This is a genomic window from Sphingomonas kyeonggiensis (genome assembly GCF_030812785.1).
In the GTDB taxonomy this organism is placed as follows: Bacteria; Pseudomonadota; Alphaproteobacteria; order Sphingomonadales; family Sphingomonadaceae; genus Sphingomonas; species Sphingomonas kyeonggiensis_B.
On record NZ_JAUSTJ010000002.1, the window covers coordinates 36,509 to 51,751 of the forward strand.

At 67.8% G+C, this 15,243-nt stretch carries 18 protein-coding genes and 1 tRNA gene; 11 read left to right on the plus strand and 8 right to left on the minus strand.

Annotated elements, in window-relative coordinates; genetic code table 11:
- The first annotated feature begins 109 nt into the window (after positions 1-109).
- Positions 110-802 (plus strand): DUF1013 domain-containing protein, encoded by a 693-nt coding sequence (locus tag J2W22_RS09600; protein WP_307118053.1) that lies wholly within the window; start codon positions 110-112, stop codon positions 800-802.
- Here the strand turns inward: J2W22_RS09600 and J2W22_RS09605 are convergent.
- Positions 799-1,611, minus strand: coding sequence for an arylamine N-acetyltransferase family protein (locus J2W22_RS09605; RefSeq protein ID WP_307118054.1), 813 nt, complete (start codon positions 1,609-1,611; stop codon positions 799-801). The two genes, J2W22_RS09600 and J2W22_RS09605, sit on opposite strands and share 4 nt — an antisense overlap.
- A gap of 139 nt (positions 1,612-1,750) precedes the next feature.
- Here J2W22_RS09605 and J2W22_RS09610 point away from each other — a divergent pair, with 139 nt between their 5' ends.
- Both J2W22_RS09610 and J2W22_RS09615 read left to right on the plus strand, forming a co-directional pair.
- A complete protein-coding gene (locus J2W22_RS09610) occupies positions 1,751-2,596 on the plus strand; it encodes a dienelactone hydrolase family protein (RefSeq protein WP_307118055.1) in 846 nt (281 codons plus the stop codon).
- A 103-nt stretch (positions 2,597-2,699) separates the two neighbouring features.
- Positions 2,700-3,338, plus strand: a complete 639-nt coding sequence (locus J2W22_RS09615) for a glutathione S-transferase family protein (RefSeq protein WP_307118056.1) — start codon at positions 2,700-2,702, stop codon at positions 3,336-3,338.
- 6 nt (positions 3,339-3,344) lie between these two features.
- Here the strand turns inward: J2W22_RS09615 and J2W22_RS09620 are convergent, their stop codons facing one another.
- The 5 genes from J2W22_RS09620 to J2W22_RS09640 form a co-directional block, all read right to left on the minus strand.
- Positions 3,345-4,298, minus strand: a complete 954-nt coding sequence (locus J2W22_RS09620) for an amidohydrolase family protein (protein WP_307118057.1) — start codon at positions 4,296-4,298, stop codon at positions 3,345-3,347.
- Between the two features lie 117 nt (positions 4,299-4,415).
- The gene (locus J2W22_RS09625; RefSeq protein WP_307118058.1) at positions 4,416-4,604 is read right to left on the minus strand and encodes a DUF1289 domain-containing protein; all 189 of its coding nucleotides are present in this window, start codon (positions 4,602-4,604) and stop codon (positions 4,416-4,418) included.
- On the minus strand, positions 4,601-5,116 hold the full coding sequence (locus J2W22_RS09630; RefSeq protein ID WP_307118059.1) for a thioredoxin family protein: 516 nt from the start codon (positions 5,114-5,116) through the stop codon (positions 4,601-4,603). The genes J2W22_RS09625 and J2W22_RS09630 overlap by 4 nt, the downstream gene beginning before the upstream one ends.
- Positions 5,113-6,525, minus strand: a complete 1,413-nt coding sequence (locus J2W22_RS09635) for a DEAD/DEAH box helicase (RefSeq protein WP_307118060.1) — start codon at positions 6,523-6,525, stop codon at positions 5,113-5,115. Before J2W22_RS09635 ends, J2W22_RS09630 begins: the two co-directional genes overlap by 4 nt.
- Before the next feature lie 160 nt (positions 6,526-6,685).
- On the minus strand, positions 6,686-7,159 hold the full coding sequence (locus J2W22_RS09640; RefSeq protein ID WP_307118061.1) for a hypothetical protein: 474 nt from the start codon (positions 7,157-7,159) through the stop codon (positions 6,686-6,688).
- A gap of 74 nt (positions 7,160-7,233) precedes the next feature.
- Here J2W22_RS09640 and J2W22_RS09645 point away from each other — a divergent pair, with 74 nt between their 5' ends.
- From J2W22_RS09645 to J2W22_RS09660, 4 genes are all read left to right on the plus strand, one after another.
- The gene (locus J2W22_RS09645) at positions 7,234-8,682 is read left to right on the plus strand and encodes an FAD-binding oxidoreductase (RefSeq protein WP_307118062.1); all 1,449 of its coding nucleotides are present in this window, start codon (positions 7,234-7,236) and stop codon (positions 8,680-8,682) included.
- Positions 8,683-8,734: 52 nt separating this feature from the next.
- Positions 8,735-9,514: a SapC family protein gene (locus tag J2W22_RS09650; RefSeq protein ID WP_307118063.1), complete on the plus strand. Its 780-nt coding sequence runs from the start codon at positions 8,735-8,737 to the stop codon at positions 9,512-9,514.
- A gap of 15 nt (positions 9,515-9,529) precedes the next feature.
- Positions 9,530-10,078 carry a cytochrome b gene (locus tag J2W22_RS09655; RefSeq protein ID WP_307118064.1) on the plus strand — a complete coding sequence of 183 codons (549 nt, stop codon included), beginning with the start codon at positions 9,530-9,532 and terminating at the stop codon, positions 10,076-10,078.
- A gap of 251 nt (positions 10,079-10,329) precedes the next feature.
- A complete protein-coding gene (locus J2W22_RS09660; protein WP_307118065.1) occupies positions 10,330-10,476 on the plus strand; it encodes a hypothetical protein in 147 nt (48 codons plus the stop codon).
- Between the two features lie 8 nt (positions 10,477-10,484).
- Here J2W22_RS09660 and J2W22_RS09665 read toward each other — a convergent pair whose 3' ends face one another.
- On the minus strand, positions 10,485-11,369 hold the full coding sequence (locus J2W22_RS09665; protein WP_373422965.1) for an N-formylglutamate amidohydrolase: 885 nt from the start codon (positions 11,367-11,369) through the stop codon (positions 10,485-10,487).
- A 74-nt stretch (positions 11,370-11,443) separates the two neighbouring features.
- On the opposite strand from J2W22_RS09665, the gene cpdR reads away from it, so the two are divergent.
- The 4 genes from cpdR (at position 11,444) to J2W22_RS09685 (ending at position 13,832) form a co-directional block, all read left to right on the plus strand.
- The gene (cpdR, locus tag J2W22_RS09670; protein ID WP_307118067.1) at positions 11,444-11,818 is read left to right on the plus strand and encodes a cell cycle two-component system response regulator CpdR; all 375 of its coding nucleotides are present in this window, start codon (positions 11,444-11,446) and stop codon (positions 11,816-11,818) included.
- Between the two features lie 69 nt (positions 11,819-11,887).
- Positions 11,888-11,962 (plus strand) — tRNA-Val (locus tag J2W22_RS09675).
- A 100-nt stretch (positions 11,963-12,062) separates the two neighbouring features.
- The gene (locus J2W22_RS09680; protein WP_307118068.1) at positions 12,063-12,959 is read left to right on the plus strand and encodes a TRADD-N-associated membrane domain-containing protein; all 897 of its coding nucleotides are present in this window, start codon (positions 12,063-12,065) and stop codon (positions 12,957-12,959) included.
- A 45-nt stretch (positions 12,960-13,004) separates the two neighbouring features.
- The gene (locus J2W22_RS09685) at positions 13,005-13,832 is read left to right on the plus strand and encodes a class I SAM-dependent methyltransferase (RefSeq protein ID WP_307118069.1); all 828 of its coding nucleotides are present in this window, start codon (positions 13,005-13,007) and stop codon (positions 13,830-13,832) included.
- On the opposite strand, the gene J2W22_RS09690 is transcribed toward J2W22_RS09685, so the two are convergent.
- Positions 13,829-15,136 (minus strand): methyl-accepting chemotaxis protein, encoded by a 1,308-nt coding sequence (locus tag J2W22_RS09690; protein ID WP_307118070.1) that lies wholly within the window; start codon positions 15,134-15,136, stop codon positions 13,829-13,831. The two genes, J2W22_RS09685 and J2W22_RS09690, sit on opposite strands and share 4 nt — an antisense overlap.
- Between the last annotated feature and the right edge of the window lie 107 nt (positions 15,137-15,243).

A 15,243-nucleotide genomic window follows, 5' to 3' on the forward strand; every position in this document is an offset into this window, starting at 1 on the left:
CCAGATCATGGGCGCGCTTCTTTCTTGCCCCCGGCGCGTTCCCGCATTAAGTCAGGCCCGTTACAGGCCGCCCGTGAAGGGCGGCCCTTTCTATTTCTGGAGACTCCAAGTGGCCCAGCCGCTGATGCCGCACGCGACCGCTTCCTGGCTGGTCGACAACACGTCGCTCTCGTTCGACCAGATCGCCGAGTTCTGCGGCCTGCACATCCTCGAGGTCCAGGCGATCGCCGACGATACCGCCGCGACCAAGCTCACCGGCCGCGATCCGGTCCGCGCGCACGAGCTGACGATGGACGAGATCGAGAAGGGCCAGAAGGACCCGAACTACGTCCTCAAGATGCTGAAGGGCCCCGAGCAGGTCCGTCGCACCAAGGGCCCGCGCTACACGCCGGTCTCGAAGCGCCAGGACAAGCCGGACGGCATCGCCTGGATCCTGCGCAACCATCCGGAGATCTCGGACGGCGCGATCGGCAAGCTGATCGGCACCACCCGCACGACGATCGCCGCGATCCGTGACCGCAGCCACTGGAACATCGCCAACATCGTGCCGAAGGACCCGGTGACGCTGGGCCTCACTTCGCAGCGCGAGCTTGATGCGCTCGTCGCCAAGGCGGCCAAGGCAGCCGGCATCGAGGCACCGACCGACACGCGCCTGGAAGGCGACCGCGAGGCGCTGATCGAGCAGCTCCGCGCCGAGCGCACCGCGGCGGCCCGTGAGGCCGAGGGCGCAGGCGAGGACGCGCCGGCAGCGCCGATCGAGCATACCGCCGAGACGCTGTTCCGCAGCAGCAGCAACAACTAAGCGTCGTCGGGGAACAGGGCGGCGTGGCGGGCGCAGATCGCGTCCCATAGCCCCGCCGCCTCCGGCACCTGCAATCCGAAGCGCTGGTCGAGCCGCTCGACCAGCGCTTCTGCGTTCTGGAGCCGCTCGCGCGTCTCGCCTTCGGGGCCGCGCGTGATGAGAACGCGGCCGCGCAACGTGCTGTGCGTGTCGCCGCGGCGCTGCTGGACGACGAGATTCTGGACGAAGGGCGATTCGGGATTGGTCTGCAGATCACTGCAGCGCCGGGCGAACAGTGCCTCGTCTGCGGGCGCGGTGGTGAAGTCGTAGCTGAACGGATCGGCCTCGCCATAGTGCTCCTCGAAGCGCCAATGGCCGTCGATCTCGCGCAGGCAGATGCGATAGGGCGGGTGGCTCTCTGCGCCCAGCGCGATCGGCAGAGGTCCGGTCAGGATGCCGCCAAAGCCGACATCGACCAGCCAGGGCCGGTCTTCCAGAGTCACCATGAGCGCGAGATGGTTGCCCATCGATATTTCGCCGTGCACGTGCCGCATCACCCCGCACGAGATGCGCTGGACGTCATAGTCGAGCGCGGTGAGCACCCGACCAAACAGCCCGTTCTGCTCATAGCACCAGCCGCCGCGGCGCCGGGTCACCAGCTTGTCGAAGATCGCCTCGGGATCGAGCGAGACCGGCCGGCCGAGTTGTACGTCGAGATTCTCGAAGGGGAAGGTCGCCAGATGCGCGCGGATCAGCGCGGTCAGTGCCGTGCGGTCGGTGGTGCCGGGCCGCGCCTGGCCGGTCCGCGCGAAATAGGCCTCGAGATTCATGCGCAGCTCCCCCTCGTCCGGCCCGAGGCATGCAGGGGCCGGAAGCGGATGTCGAGCCTCGGCAGGACGGGGCGGGGCGTGTAGCCTCGCCCGGCGCGACTCGGGGCACCGGGCGCCATCCGGACAATGGAGGGATCCCATGTGTGACGAGCTGACCGCCGCCGACAACGAACGCTTCCTGATCACCCGGCGCGAGTTCGGGGCGGGCGCCGCTGCGGCGGGTGCGCTGGCGCTGCTCCCGGTCCCGGCCAATGCCGCCGAGATCAAGGGGCGCGACGTCACCATCACCACGCCGGACGGCAGCTGCGACGCCTATTTCGTCGCGCCGGCCAAGGGCAGGCACCCGGCGGTCATCGTCTGGCCCGACATTTTCGGGCTGCGTCCCGCCTTCCGCCAGATGGCCGATCGGCTCGCCCAGTCGGGCTATGCCGTGCTCACCGTCAATCCCTTCTACCGCTCGACCAGGTCGCCCTTCGTCACGCCCGGCCAGGGCTTCGACGATGCGCTGCGGGCGAAGGTCACGCCGTGGCGAGCGCTGCTCACGCCCGATGCGACCCGGCGCGATGCCGCTGCCTTTATCGGCTTCGTCGACAAGCAGCCCGAGGTGGATACGAAACGCGGCATCGGCACCACCGGCTATTGCATGGGCGGGCCGCTGGTGATGCTCACTGCCGCCGCTTCGCCGGCGCGGGTGCGCGGCGCGGCGACCTTCCATGGCGGTGGGCTCGCCGCGGAGGGCCTGCTCGTGCTGGTGCCGACGATGAAGGCGCGCTTCCTGATCGCCATCGCCGAGAATGACGATGGCCGCGCGCCGGCCGACAAGGACAAGCTGCGCGCGGCGTTCGACGCCGCCAAGCTCCCCGCCGAGATCGAAGTCTACAAGGGCACGATGCACGGCTGGTGCCCGCCGGACAGCCAGGTCTACAACGCCGACCAGGCCAACAGGGCGTGGGACCGGCTGCTGGCGACGTTCAAGACGCTCTGACCCATGACCGTCATCCCGACTTTCGCCGGGACGACGGTTGGCGGGAGCTTGACGACGCGGGTCGTCGTGTTCACCTTATGTTCCATCGATTCGGAGGCAGGCCATGGCAGACGAGCTGATCTTCTACACCCATCCCCAGTCGCGCGGGCGGATCGCCCGCTGGGCGCTGGAGGAAGCGGGCGCATCCTATGAAACGCGGGTCGTCGAGTACGGCACGACGATGAAGGGCGAGGATTATCTCGGCATCAACCCGATGGGGAAGGTGCCCGCGATCGTCCATGACGGCCGCGTCGTCACCGAATGCGCAGCGATCTGCGCCTATCTCGCCGAGGCGTTCCCCGAGGCCGATCTCGCGCCCACCGCGGACGAGCGTGCCGACTATTATCGCTGGCTGTTCTTCGCGGCCGGCCCGGTCGAGCAGGCGGTGACCAACAATTTCGCCAAGTTCGAGCCTTCGGCCGATCAGGGGCGGATGTTCGGCTATGGCAATTACGAGCTGGCCGTCGACGTGCTGGAAAAGGCCGTGTCGGCGCACCCGTACATCGCCGGCGACCGCTTCACCGCAGCGGACATCTATGTCGGCTCGGCGATCGGCTGGGGCACGATGTTCGGCACGCTGCCGAAGCGGCAGCCGTTCCTCGACTATTTTGCCCGGCTGAGCAGCCGCGAGGCGTTCCAGCGCGCGGGCGCGAAGGACGATGCGCTGGCGGCGGAGTTGGAAGCGGCCAAGGCACCGGCCTGACCGCTTCTACCCGGCGGGCGCCAGCTTGTAGAAGCGCATGGCATTGTCGTGCAGGATGTCCTGCTTCTGCGCTTCGGTGAGGAAGTCGGCGCTCTCGATGCCGTCGATGGCGAGGCCGATCGCATCGGGCCAGTACATATGGTCCGACCCGAACATGATGCGCTTCGAGAAGCCCGACTCGACCAGCGTGCGAAGCCAGGCGTGGAAAGCGGGGCGCGGCAGCAGCCAGTCGACCGCGCCGGTGTCGATGTTCACGTTCGGATAGAGCATCAGCATCGCGATCGTGTCGTCGAGATACGGCCAGCCGCCATGCATGATGTTGAGCCGCAGCCTGGGGTGGCGGTTCAGTGCCTCCTCGATCAGCTCGGGATTGCCGAGCCGTGCCCGCGCCGTGGTGCAGCAGGGATCGAAGCTGGTTCCCGCGGGCATCGTGCCGGTGTGGAGCGCGACCGGCGCGTCGAACTCCTCGGCCAGTGCCAGATAGGGCTCGTAGCGGGGATCGCTGAGCGAGAAGCCGGCATATTGCGAGGTCACTTCGCCGAGCACCTTGAGCTTGCCGGAGGCGAACGCCGTGCGGAGCTGGCCGAGCGGCGGCAGCGGCGTGTCCTCCGATCCGCGGATGCCGGCGCCGGCGACGAACCGATCGGGGTCACGGTCGTGCCAGTCGATCGCGGCCTGGATCCGGTCGCCATCGCCGCCGCTGACGACGCCCTTCACGACATTGCGCTTCTTCATCTCGGCGATGCAGGCGGCGAGATGGTCCGCGCCGGTGCGGATCGGGCTCACCAGGCCCGTGATCGGATTGGTGACCGGCGTGGAGAGCTGCATCGTCGCCGGATAGGCGTGCATGTGGACGTCGATGATCGCCCGCCCGCTCGGCGCCGCTACCGCGCCTCCCGCCAGCGCATAGGCGGCGCTGGCCCCGCCGAGCTTGATGAATTCCCTGCGGCCAATACGCATGACGAGTCCTCCCTGGGCGCTCCGTGTCCGCCGGAGCCGCTTCCGGGATCGCAATCCGGGCGGGGCGCTGTCCATGTCGCTGGTCCCGCCGGCGGCGCGTTCGTCACAATTGCGCGCTTACGAAGCGAGCTTCTCCATCCGCGCCGGCAGCTCCGCCATCACCGCGTCGCGATCGGCCTGGTCGGTGCTGCCCCAGCGGGCGATCTCGTCGAGGGTGCGGCCGCAGCCGATGCACCAGCCGGTCGCCTCGTCCATCACACAGATGCTGACGCAGGGGCTTTCGATGATGGGGACATATTCGATCATCGCGTCCAGCGCGCGAGCCAGTCGGCCATTTGCTGGGGCTGCAGGAGCCGGGCATCGCCCAGGCCGAGTATGTCGTCGCGATTGCGCAGCCTGCCGGTGCGCGGATCGACCACCAGGATCGCCGGCACCGCTTGGAGCGGGGCGCCGCCAAAGCGGCGGGGCAGGTCGAGATTGCGGTCGAAAATGCCGATATCGACCTGGACCAGCTCGAAATTGCGGGCCAGCCAGCTACGCATCTCGGGAAGCTCGAGCACGCCGGCCAGTACCCGGCAATCGACACACCAGTTGGCACCGAGATCGATCAGCAGCAGCTTGCCCGACTTCTTCGCCCGGGCAAGCGCCGCGTCGATATCCTTGCGGGCGTCGCGGGTCGCGTCATAGGGCGCGGGCAGGGGAAGCGGCAGCTGGGCGAGCGTGCGCGCCTTGAGCCGCGGTGCGGACTGCTGGGCCAGCGCCGCGCCGGGCAGCATCGCTGCCGCCAGCGCAAGCACCAGCCCGGCGCGCCGGATCATTCGGCGGCGAGCGTGTAGTTCAGGAAGTCCGGGATCGGGCCGTTCCAGCCCACGTCCGGACCGTCATCGCGCTCGTCGCGGCGGCGACCGCCACGCTCGCGGCGCGGCTGCTCGTCGCGGCTGCGGCTCTCGCGGAACAGCGGCTCCTCGCGGCGATCTTCGTCCCGCTGCTTCGGCTCGGCCTTCTTCGCCTTGCCGCGAGCGCCGCGCTCGGCGCCCTTGTCTTCGTCGGCCTTGCGCCTGCGGCTGCGCGGCGCTTCCTCGCGCTCGTCCTCGGACGGGGCGGAGGCCGCCGTCTTCAGCTTTACGCGGTTGATCTTCTGGCCGGTGAGCTTCTCGATATTCTCGATATTCTCGGCGTCTTCCTTGGTCACCAGCGTATAGGCGGTGCCCTTCGCCCCCGCGCGGCCGGTGCGGCCGATGCGGTGGACATAGTCGTCCGGATGCCAGGGCGCGTCGAAATTATAGACGTGGCTGACGCCCTTGATGTCGAGCCCGCGCGCAGCGACGTCCGAGGCGACGAGGATGTTGACGTCGCCCTTCTTGAACCGCTCCAGCTCGGCGAGGCGTGCCGGCTGGTCCATGTCGCCATGGATCTCGGCCGAGCGGAAGCCGTGGCGCTGCAGGCTCTTGTTGAGCTCGCGCACCGTGGTCTTGCGGTTGCAGAAGATGATGCCGGTCTGGACGTTCTCGGCCTCGAGCAGCCCGCGCAGCGTCTCGCGCTTCTTCATCGTCGTGGTCTCGACGAGGAACTGCTTGATGTTGGTGTTGGTCGTCGCCGGGCGGGCGACTTCCACGCGCTTGGGATCGTTGAGGAACTTGTCCGCCAACTTCTTGATCACCGGCGGCATCGTCGCCGAGAAGAGCAAGGTCTGCCGTTCCTTGGGCAGCTTGGTGCAGATTTCCTCGATATCGGGGATGAACCCCATGTCGAGCATCCGGTCCGCCTCGTCGATGACGAGCAGGCTGCAGCCGTTGAGCAGGATCTTGCCGCGGCCGAACAGGTCCATCAGCCGGCCCGGCGTGGCGATCAGCACGTCGACGCCCTTTTCGAGCGCCTTCACCTGGTCGCCCATCTGCACGCCGCCGATCAGCAGGGCCATGGAGAGCTTGTGGTGGGTGCCGTACTTCTCGAAATTCTCGGCGACCTGGGCGGCCAGCTCGCGCGTCGGCTCGAGGATGAGCGAGCGCGGCATCAGCGCGCGGGTGCGCCCTTCGCCGAGGATGTCGATCATCGGAAGGACGAAGGCGGCGGTCTTGCCGGTACCCGTCTGGGCGATGCCGATAAGGTCCTTACCCATGAGGACCGGGGGGATCGACTGCTGCTGGATCGGCGTGGGCTCGGTATAGCCCGCATCGGTCACTGCGCGCAGAAGTTCGTCAGAAAGGCCGAGATCGGCAAAGCTCATGCAATTTTCCGGAAAATCGGCGTGGCAAAACCCACGCGCGAAGTCTGCACGCGCTTGCGGATTTATCGGCCAAAGTCAAGCACAGAGGCGTTTCCGGATATGAAGGAGCGCGCCCGCACCGCCTCGAAATACGCTTTTCGCGTATCTCCGGGCCAAACCTTCAGCGTTCCAGCGATAGCGTCCTGAAGTTCTCGACGTCGCAGGAGCGCCCCGCCCGGGTGCGGATCGAATCGCGTCCGGCGCAGATCTTCTGGTCCTTGTTCGTCTTCACATAGAAGCCGTTGTAGAAGCCCAGCGCCTGGCATTTGCGGCCAAGCTTGGCGCGCAACAGCGAACCGTCGCGCAGCACCAGATCGACGCTGTCCTGGGTGTTGACGCCCGCGAAGCCGGAAATGTCCTGGACCTTCACGCAGTCCTTGGCCTTCTTCTCGATCAGGCGCGGCGCGCGGCGCACGACGATGGTGGTGCTGCTGGTGATCGTGACGCGCGGCACCTGGATCGTCACGCGCTGCTGCTGTCCCTGCTGCTGGAGCGTGAAGCTCGCTCCGGTCCAGTCGGGCGCGCCAGCAGGCGCCGCGGCGGGCGCGGCGGCGAGGAGCAGCAGGCTGGAGGTGACGGCAAACGGATTCGGCATTTCGCGTTGGTTATGTACGACCCAGGTTTGAACAGTGGATGAACTGGTGCCCAGCGTGCTAGCCCAAAAATGTCATGACACCAGCACAACAGCAGCTCGTCGATACCGTATTGGAACGCTTCGGCCCCAAGGCGGTCACCACGGACGCCCAGGAGATCGCTCCCTGGGAATCGGACTGGCGCGGCCGTTATCACGGCAGCGCGCCGGCGCTTCTCTCCCCCGGATCGACCGAGGAGGTGGCTGAGATCGTCCGCCTCGCCGGCGAGCTTGGGGTGAAGATCGTGCCCCAGGGCGGCAATACCGGGATGGTCGGCGGGGCGACCCCGCCCGAGGACGGTTCGGCCCTGCTCCTCTCCACCCGCCGGATGAACCGCATCCGCGCGATCGACACGGTGGGCAATCTCGCCGTGGTCGAGGCCGGCGTGATCCTCACCAATTTCCACAATGCGGTGGCCGAGCAGGACCGCCGCTTCCCGCTCACCCTCGGCGCCAAGGGCAGCGCGACGATCGGCGGGCTGGTCTCCACCAATGCCGGCGGCACCCAGGTGCTGCGCTTCGGCAACATGCGCCACCTCGTCGCGGGGGTGGAGGCGGTGCTGCCCGACGGATCGATCCATGACGGGCTCGCCCCGCTCAAGAAGGACAATCGCGGTTACGACCTCACCCAGCTGCTGATCGGTGCCGAGGGCACGATCGGTATCGTCACCGCCGCGACGCTGCGCCTCTATCCGGCGATCGTCGAGCGCGCCGCCGCCTGGGTGGGCGTGGCGAGCCCCGAGGATGCGCTGAAGATCCTGCGCATGATGGAGGCACGCACCGCCACGATCGAGAGCTTCGAGATCATCCCGGGCGAGATCGTCGGCCATGTCGTCCGGCACATTCCCGGCATCCGCGCGCCGCTGTCCGGCGCGCACGCCTGGCACGTGCTGATCGAATCGGTCGCGACCGAGCCCGGCGCCGAGCCGCCCGCCGAGCTGCTCGAGCGGCTGCTCGCACCGGTGTTCGAGGCGGGGCTGGCCGAGGATGCGGTGATCTCGGCGAGCGAGGCGCAGGTCGAGAGCTTCTGGAAGATCCGCGATTCGATCTCGGAGACCGAGCGCGCGCTCGGGCCGGCGATGCAGCACGACATCTCGGTGCCGGTCGACAAGATGCCGCGCTTCATGATCGAGGCCGCCGCGGAGGCCGAGCGCCGCTTCCCCGGCGCGACCGCCACGGCCTTCGGGCATCTCGGCGACGGCAATGTCCATTTCCATGTCCGCGCGCCGGCCGGCGTCGACCGCGACGGCTGGTATGCCGGCGACGGGCCGGCTATCAGCCGCCTGGTCTATGACATGGTGGTGGCCGAAGGCGGCTCGATCTCGGCCGAGCATGGAATCGGCCAGATGAAGCGTGCCGAACTGGAACGGCTGAGCCCGCCGTCACGCATCGCGGCCCTAAAGGCGATCAAAATGGCACTGGATCCGCGTGGAATCCTAAATCCCGGCAAGCTCGTAAGCCTTGCGCCCGAGGCTGACACCCCATAGACCCTCGCCCCGGGATTCCAGACATCAGCATTTTGTTCCCAGGAGATTTAGGATGGCTTCCGCCCCGCAGCAGTCGCTGCCTCTGTTCTACAACGAGCTTCTGCCGCTCTCGAGCCAGCAGCACGCCGAATACAAGATTCGCGCCGCCGACAAGGCGCCGTTCCTCGCCAAGCAGCACGCGGTGCCGGTCACCGTGGAGGAATTCCCGCTGGTCCAGCGTTTCATGCCGATCGTCTTCTCGCAGGGCGAGGAGCCGGTTCCGCTGGCGCTGATGGCGCTCAACGAAGGCGTGAACACCTTCTTCGACGAGGACGGCTCGCTCAACGAGCAGAACTTCTACGTTCCGGCCTATATCCGCCGCTATCCGTACCTGCTGGCGCGCCTGCGCCCGGACACCGACGAGCTGTCGCTCTGCTTCGATCCGACCTCGGACACGGTCGGCGCGTTCGAGGAAGGCGATGCCCTGTTCGTCAATGGCGAGCCGAGCGAGACCACCAAGAACATCCTGCAGTTCAACGAGCAGTTCGAGCAGGCCGGTGCCCGCACCGCGCAGTTCATGAAGGAGCTCAAGGAGCTCGACCTGCTGATCGACGGTGAAGTCACCATCCAGCCGGACGGCTCGGCGCAGCCCTTCGTCTATCGCGGCTTCATGATGATCGACGAGAACAAGCTCAACGAGCTGCGCGGCGACCAGCTGCGCAAGATCGTCCAGAACGGCATGCTGCCGCTCATCTACGCCCACCTCTTCTCGCTGGGCCTGATGCGCGACATCTTCGGCCGCCAGCTGCGCCAGGGCAAGATGCCCGAGCCGCAGCTCGTGTCGAACGCGTGATGTGCCAATAATTTGATGAGGACTGGGCGCGGCGATCGGTACAGCCGGGGGGCGATCGCCTTCCACTGGTCGATCGCCGCGCTCGTCCTTCTCAACCTGATCATCGGCCTGTTCCACGACGCGATGCCGCGGGCGTGGGGCGTGATGCCGATCCACAAATCGCTGGGCATCGCCGTGCTGGTGCTCACGCTTGGCCGCATCGCCTGGCGACTGACTAACAAGCCGCCGCATTTGCCCGAGCTGCTGCCGGCTTGGGAGAAGGCGACCGCCCACACGGTCCATTTCATCCTGTATGCGCTGCTGCTGATCCTGCCGGTCAGCGGCTGGCTGCTCTCCTCCAATCCCGAGCGCCCGCGCCCGATCAACTGGTTCGGCCTGTTCGAGATCCCCGTGCTGCCCGCCACGCCGGCCATCGCGCACAATGCTCACGAGGCGCATGAGCTGCTCGGTTATCTGATGGCTGCGCTGGTGGCGATCCACATCGCGGCGGCGTTGCGCCACCATTTCCTGCTGCGCGACAAGGTGCTCGCGCGCATGCTTCCGGGGCTTCGCCGCAACGGCTGATCGCGCGTGGAAAACGGTTTCACGCAGCCCCTTGAACTATCTGACCCCTCACTTATATTTGCTGTGTACGGCGTCGTGTCCCCCCTTTCGCGAAGCCGTACGGCACGCCCTCGGGCGTGTCTCCTCCCTGAACCTTGGCCACCTCGTGGGTAACCACGAGGTGGTTTTTTATGTGCGCTTGTCAACGAGGCCGCGGCCCGGCAGTTGGCTCGCATGGGCAAGCGATCCGGGTTCCCCACCGCGACGAAGAATTGGCTGCACTCAGCATCGCGGAGTTGCAGGCCGAACTCACGCGCGCGCAAGACCGGCTGACGTTTGTCGGGGGTGGCGCGAAGGCTGCCAAGCAATGGCACAAGCGCATTCATTGGCTCGAGGCGGCGATTGCCAACCGGGCCTGAGGCGCGGTTTACTCCGCCGCGATCGCTCCCGGCAGGGCCTCGTCGGCCACTGCATCGATGATATCGCGCAGCAGGCGCACTGCCACCGCCAGTCCCGGCCCAGGCTGGTCGAGCGCCGGATCGAGATAGAGCGCTCGGTCGAACTCGAGCTGGATCGCGTGCACGCCGCGGCGCGGCTCGCCGTGGCGCTCGAGGATGTGCCCGCCCGAATAGGGGGTGTTGGCCGCGGTCCGCACGCCGTGCGCGCGCGCCACGCCTTCGATACGCCCGAGGAAGCGCGCCGCGGCCGACTTGCCGAACCGGTCGCCCGGCACCAGCCGCGCCGCTACTGCCGGGCTGCCCAGCGGGGGCATCGAATGGACGTCGAGCAGCACCGCCACGCCGAATCGCGCCCGCGCCGATGCCAGCGCTGCGCCGACCGCTGCGTGCCAGGGGCGATGGTCGGCGAGGATGCGCTGCTGCACTTCGTCGGCACCAAGCCGCCGCCGCCAGATGTCGCCGGCATTGCTGACCCGGCGCGGCACCAGCCCCAACCCCGAGCGGATCTTCGCCGATAGCGGCGCGCCGTGCATCCAGGCCCCGTCGTCGAGCCGTGGGTCGCGGTCCTGCTCGGCGCGGTTGAGGTCGATCCAGGCGCGGGGGCGGGTGGCGACGAACAGCGTCTCGTCGCGCCGGGCGGCGAGGGCGATGGCGTCGGCATGGCGGTCCTCGAGCCCGCGCAGCGCTTCCAGCGGCACACGGAGCAGCGCCTGCAGCGCCGGCGGATAGTCGCGCCCGGCATGCGGCACGGACAGGATCACCGGGCTCAGCGGCTCTGCGGGGCCATGGCGGACGAAGGAAGCTCCGGTCACGACGTCATGACTAAGGCTGCCATTGCCGCGCCGCAATGCCATGGGATAGGATGGGAACGGAAAATCTTAAGGGCTTTCGGTATAGGAATAGCCCTGTCGATTTCGAGTGGGGAAACATGATCCGAATATTGCTGGCCGAGGATGACCGCGTGATGCGGGAATACCTTACCCGGGCGCTCGAGCGTTCGGGATACGCGGTCAGCGCGGTCGATCGCGGCACCGCGGCGATGCCGCTGCTCGAGAGCGAGCGGTTCGACCTGCTGCTCACCGACATCGTGATGCCCGAGATGGACGGCATCGAACTGGCCCAGAAGGCCAGCGAGATCGCGCCCGAGATGCGCGTGATGTTCATCACCGGCTTCGCGGCGGTCACGCTCAAGGCCGGCAAGCAGGTGCCCCAGGCCAAGGTCCTCTCCAAGCCCTTCCACTTGCGCGACCTCGTGCTGGAGGTCGATCGGCTGTTCGAAGCGGAGAACGCCGGATTTAATTGATATTGGGTCCTTGCGCGGTTCGAAAAGTCCCGCTAGAGGCCCGCTTCCCGTTTCGGCCGAAAGGCCAATGGGCGCGTAGCTCAGTGGTAGAGCACTGTGTTGACATCGCAGGGGTCGCAAGTTCAATCCTTGCCGCGCCCACCATATAGAAAACCCCGGAAGTCTCAGGACTTCCGGGGTTTTTTGCTTTTCGAACCAGCATTCCCGCTCCCCGAACCTCTCTCCAAAACGGTTGCATGCGAGGTTGCGCCCGATCGCATTTCTGCGAGACGGTCGGGCAGGGGAGAGGTGCATGGCCGAAATAATCGAAGCTGCAGAAGGGGCTGTGGAGGCGGGGGAGCACGAACGGCAAGCCGGCCTGGGCGCGAAAGCCGAAGCGGGTTCCTTTCTCGATCACATCTTCGCGGCGCCGCCCGCGATCCGACGACATCTGATCGCTTCCTTCGCGCTGTATCTCGGCGGTGCCGTGATGGCGATCGGCGGCATCTGGTGGGACAACGCCGGATATGGCGTGCTGCCAAAACTCGCGACGGCCGTTGGCGTTACGGGGTTCGTCGCGGGCGCCTTTTACGGCCTCGTGGTGATTTCGTACCAGCGCTTCCTGCTGCGGCAGAAGAAGGAGCAGGTGGAAGAGGATGCGGAAAAGGAGGCGCGGGCCAATCCGCAGGTCTCGAAATTCGCCTGGGACGCTGCCCGCCGCAAGCTCGAAAGCTATCTGGACCGCAATCTCAGCCAGGTGAGTTCAATATACCGCGTTGTGGTCTCGGCGATGATCGTTGGCGGCGTGCTGATCGGCATCGGCGTTTGGCGCGCGATCGTCGCGCCGGCCGAGCTTACCGGCCCGCTGCTTCCCGCGGTCAGCGGCGTGATCCTGCAGTTCATCGCCGGTACCTTCCTGGTGATCTATCGCGCCACGATGGAACAGGCGACTCGCCATGTCGAAGTGCTCGAGCGCATCAACGCCGTCGGCATGTCGATCAGCATTCTCGACGCGATCGAGGGCGATCCTGCGGTGCGGAACAGCGCACGCGTCGAGATCGCGCGCGAGTTGCTCGGCCTCTACGGGAGGGCACCGGCTTCGGCCGGAGCGAAGGAGGGCACGCGCACACGCCGCAAGCCGCGGACCGCGGCGGAGGACTAAAAGGCGCTCTGGTATCCTGCTGTGCTTCGGCGCATCCTCGTCCCCATGCAGAAAAGCCTTTCCGAATCCGGCTATGACTGGGCCAGCGGTCGCGGTGCGCTGTGGCGCGACAAGCTCGACGGGATGGAGGCGCTGCTCGCGCCGGTCGATATGCCGCTCATCGAGGCGCTCGCGCTCGACCTGCCCTGCAGGATCGCCGAGATCGCCTGTGGGGGTGGGGGCACCACCCGCGCCATCGCCGCGGCGGCGCCCGCCGGCAGCGAAGTCACCGGCTTCGACATCTCGCCCGACCTCGTCGCCGCCGCCACCGCCCGCGCCGGGGACGTCGCGCGCTTCGTCGAGGCCGATGTCTCCACCTACCGGCCCGATCGCCCCTTCGACCGGCTCGCCTCGCGCTTCGGGGTGATGTTCTTCGAGGATCCGGCCGCAGCCTTCGCCAATCTGCGCCACTGGCTCGCACCCGGCGGGCGCCTCGCCTTCGCCGTCTGGGGACCGGCCGCCGAGGTCGGCTTCATGGCGCAGCTTCGCGCGACGGTCGCTTCGGTGATGGAAGTGGCGTCCGCCGATCCCGACGCGCCCGGCCCGTGCCGCTATGGCGATCCGGCCAAGCTCATCGCGCTGCTCGGCGCCGCCGGCTTCGAGGACACTGCCAGCCGGAGCGTGCATTGCATGCTGCCCGTGCCGGGAGACACGCCCGAGGCTGCCGCGGCCTTCCTGCTCGCCTCCTCGTCGATGGCCGCTCCGCTCGCCGATGCTCCCGCAGAGCTGCGCGAAAGGGCGCACGCCCGCCTGACCGAGATCTGCTCCGGCCATTTCGAGGACGGCCGGGTGCAGATGCCCGCCCGGGTCGAGATCGTCACCGCGGCCGGCTAGGCTACCCGCAGCTCCGCCAGGAAGGCATGGACCTGGTCGGACAGCGCGTCGGCACCGACGTGCAGCCGCCCCGCCACTTCGCGCATCGCCCGCGCCTGGGCCGATGCGTCGCGCGAGGTGCCGCCGATCGCCTCGACGTCGCGCTGGATGCCCGTGCTGGCGTGCACCGCCTCGTCGACGTTGCGTGCGATCGTCCGCGTCGCCTCTTCCTGCCGGGCGACCGCGCTTTCCACCGCATCGGCCAGCGTCGCCATAGCGCCGATCGCCTGCTCCACCCGGTTGTGCCCGGCCGCGACCTCGTCGATCCCGCCGCGGATCTCGCGGACATGCGCGGTGATCCGGTCCGCGGCGATGCCGGTCTGGGTCGAGAGCTGCTTCACTTCGTTCGCCACCACGGTGAAGCCGCGCCCCGCCTCGCCGGCGCGGGCCGCCTCGATCGTGGCGTTGAGCGCGAGCAGGTTCACCTGCCGCGCGATGTCGCTGATCAGCCCGATCACCGAATCGATCGACTGGGCGGAATGGAGCAGGTCGCGGGTGCGTTCGCTGCCGGTCTCGACCAGCTGGGTGACCGCCGCTGCCGCCTGGCGCGCGTCGCTGGTATTGTGCGCGATGCCCGAGAGCGCGCCGGCCAGCTCGCGTCCGCGCGCGGCGATCTCGGCCATGTTGTCGCTGGTCTGCGAGGCGGCGGTCGCCACTGCGATCGCGCGGTCGCCCAGGCCGCTCGCCCGGTCCGCCGTCGCCACCGCGCCGTCCTCCAGCTCGGTCGAGAGATCGCCCATGTCGCGCGACAGCGCCTCCACCTGCGCCTCGAACCGCTTGCTCGCCGCCTCGATCCGCGCCGCGCGCTCCACCTGCGCGCGCGCCGTGGCGATCTCGCGCTCGGCGGCAAGATGGACGAGCCGGCGGTTGTTCACCGTCGCCTGCACCCGGCCTCCCCGGGTCAGGATCATGCCCTCGCTGCCGCCCGAGGCGCGATAGGCTTCCATCAGCCGACCGAGATCCTCGGTCATCTCGGCGGCGGGGCAGGCGCGGACATAGCGCGACACCGCCGCACCGTACGCCGGGTTGCGCATCAGCGCATGGCCGAAGGGGTTGAGCAGCAGCCGCCGCACGTCCTTCTCGAAGATCGCGCCGAGCGGGCGGGCCTTCTCGTCGACGATGGCGACCAGCCGCAGCTCGGGATCGCTGCCGAACAGCTCCGCCGCCCGCCACATCGTGTCGGTGAGCGTCAACAGCGGCGGATCGAGCTCGCGCTCGGTAAGCCAGGTGCCGCGCGGGGCAAGCGGGGGATCGGCGAGAGACATTGCCTGCCGGATAGGTGGCACTTGGTAAATGCGCACTTAGCCCAGCGTTACAGTACCGAGACAAAGCGCATTTTTTCGCGGGTTACGGGCGATTTCTTGCGAAAGTG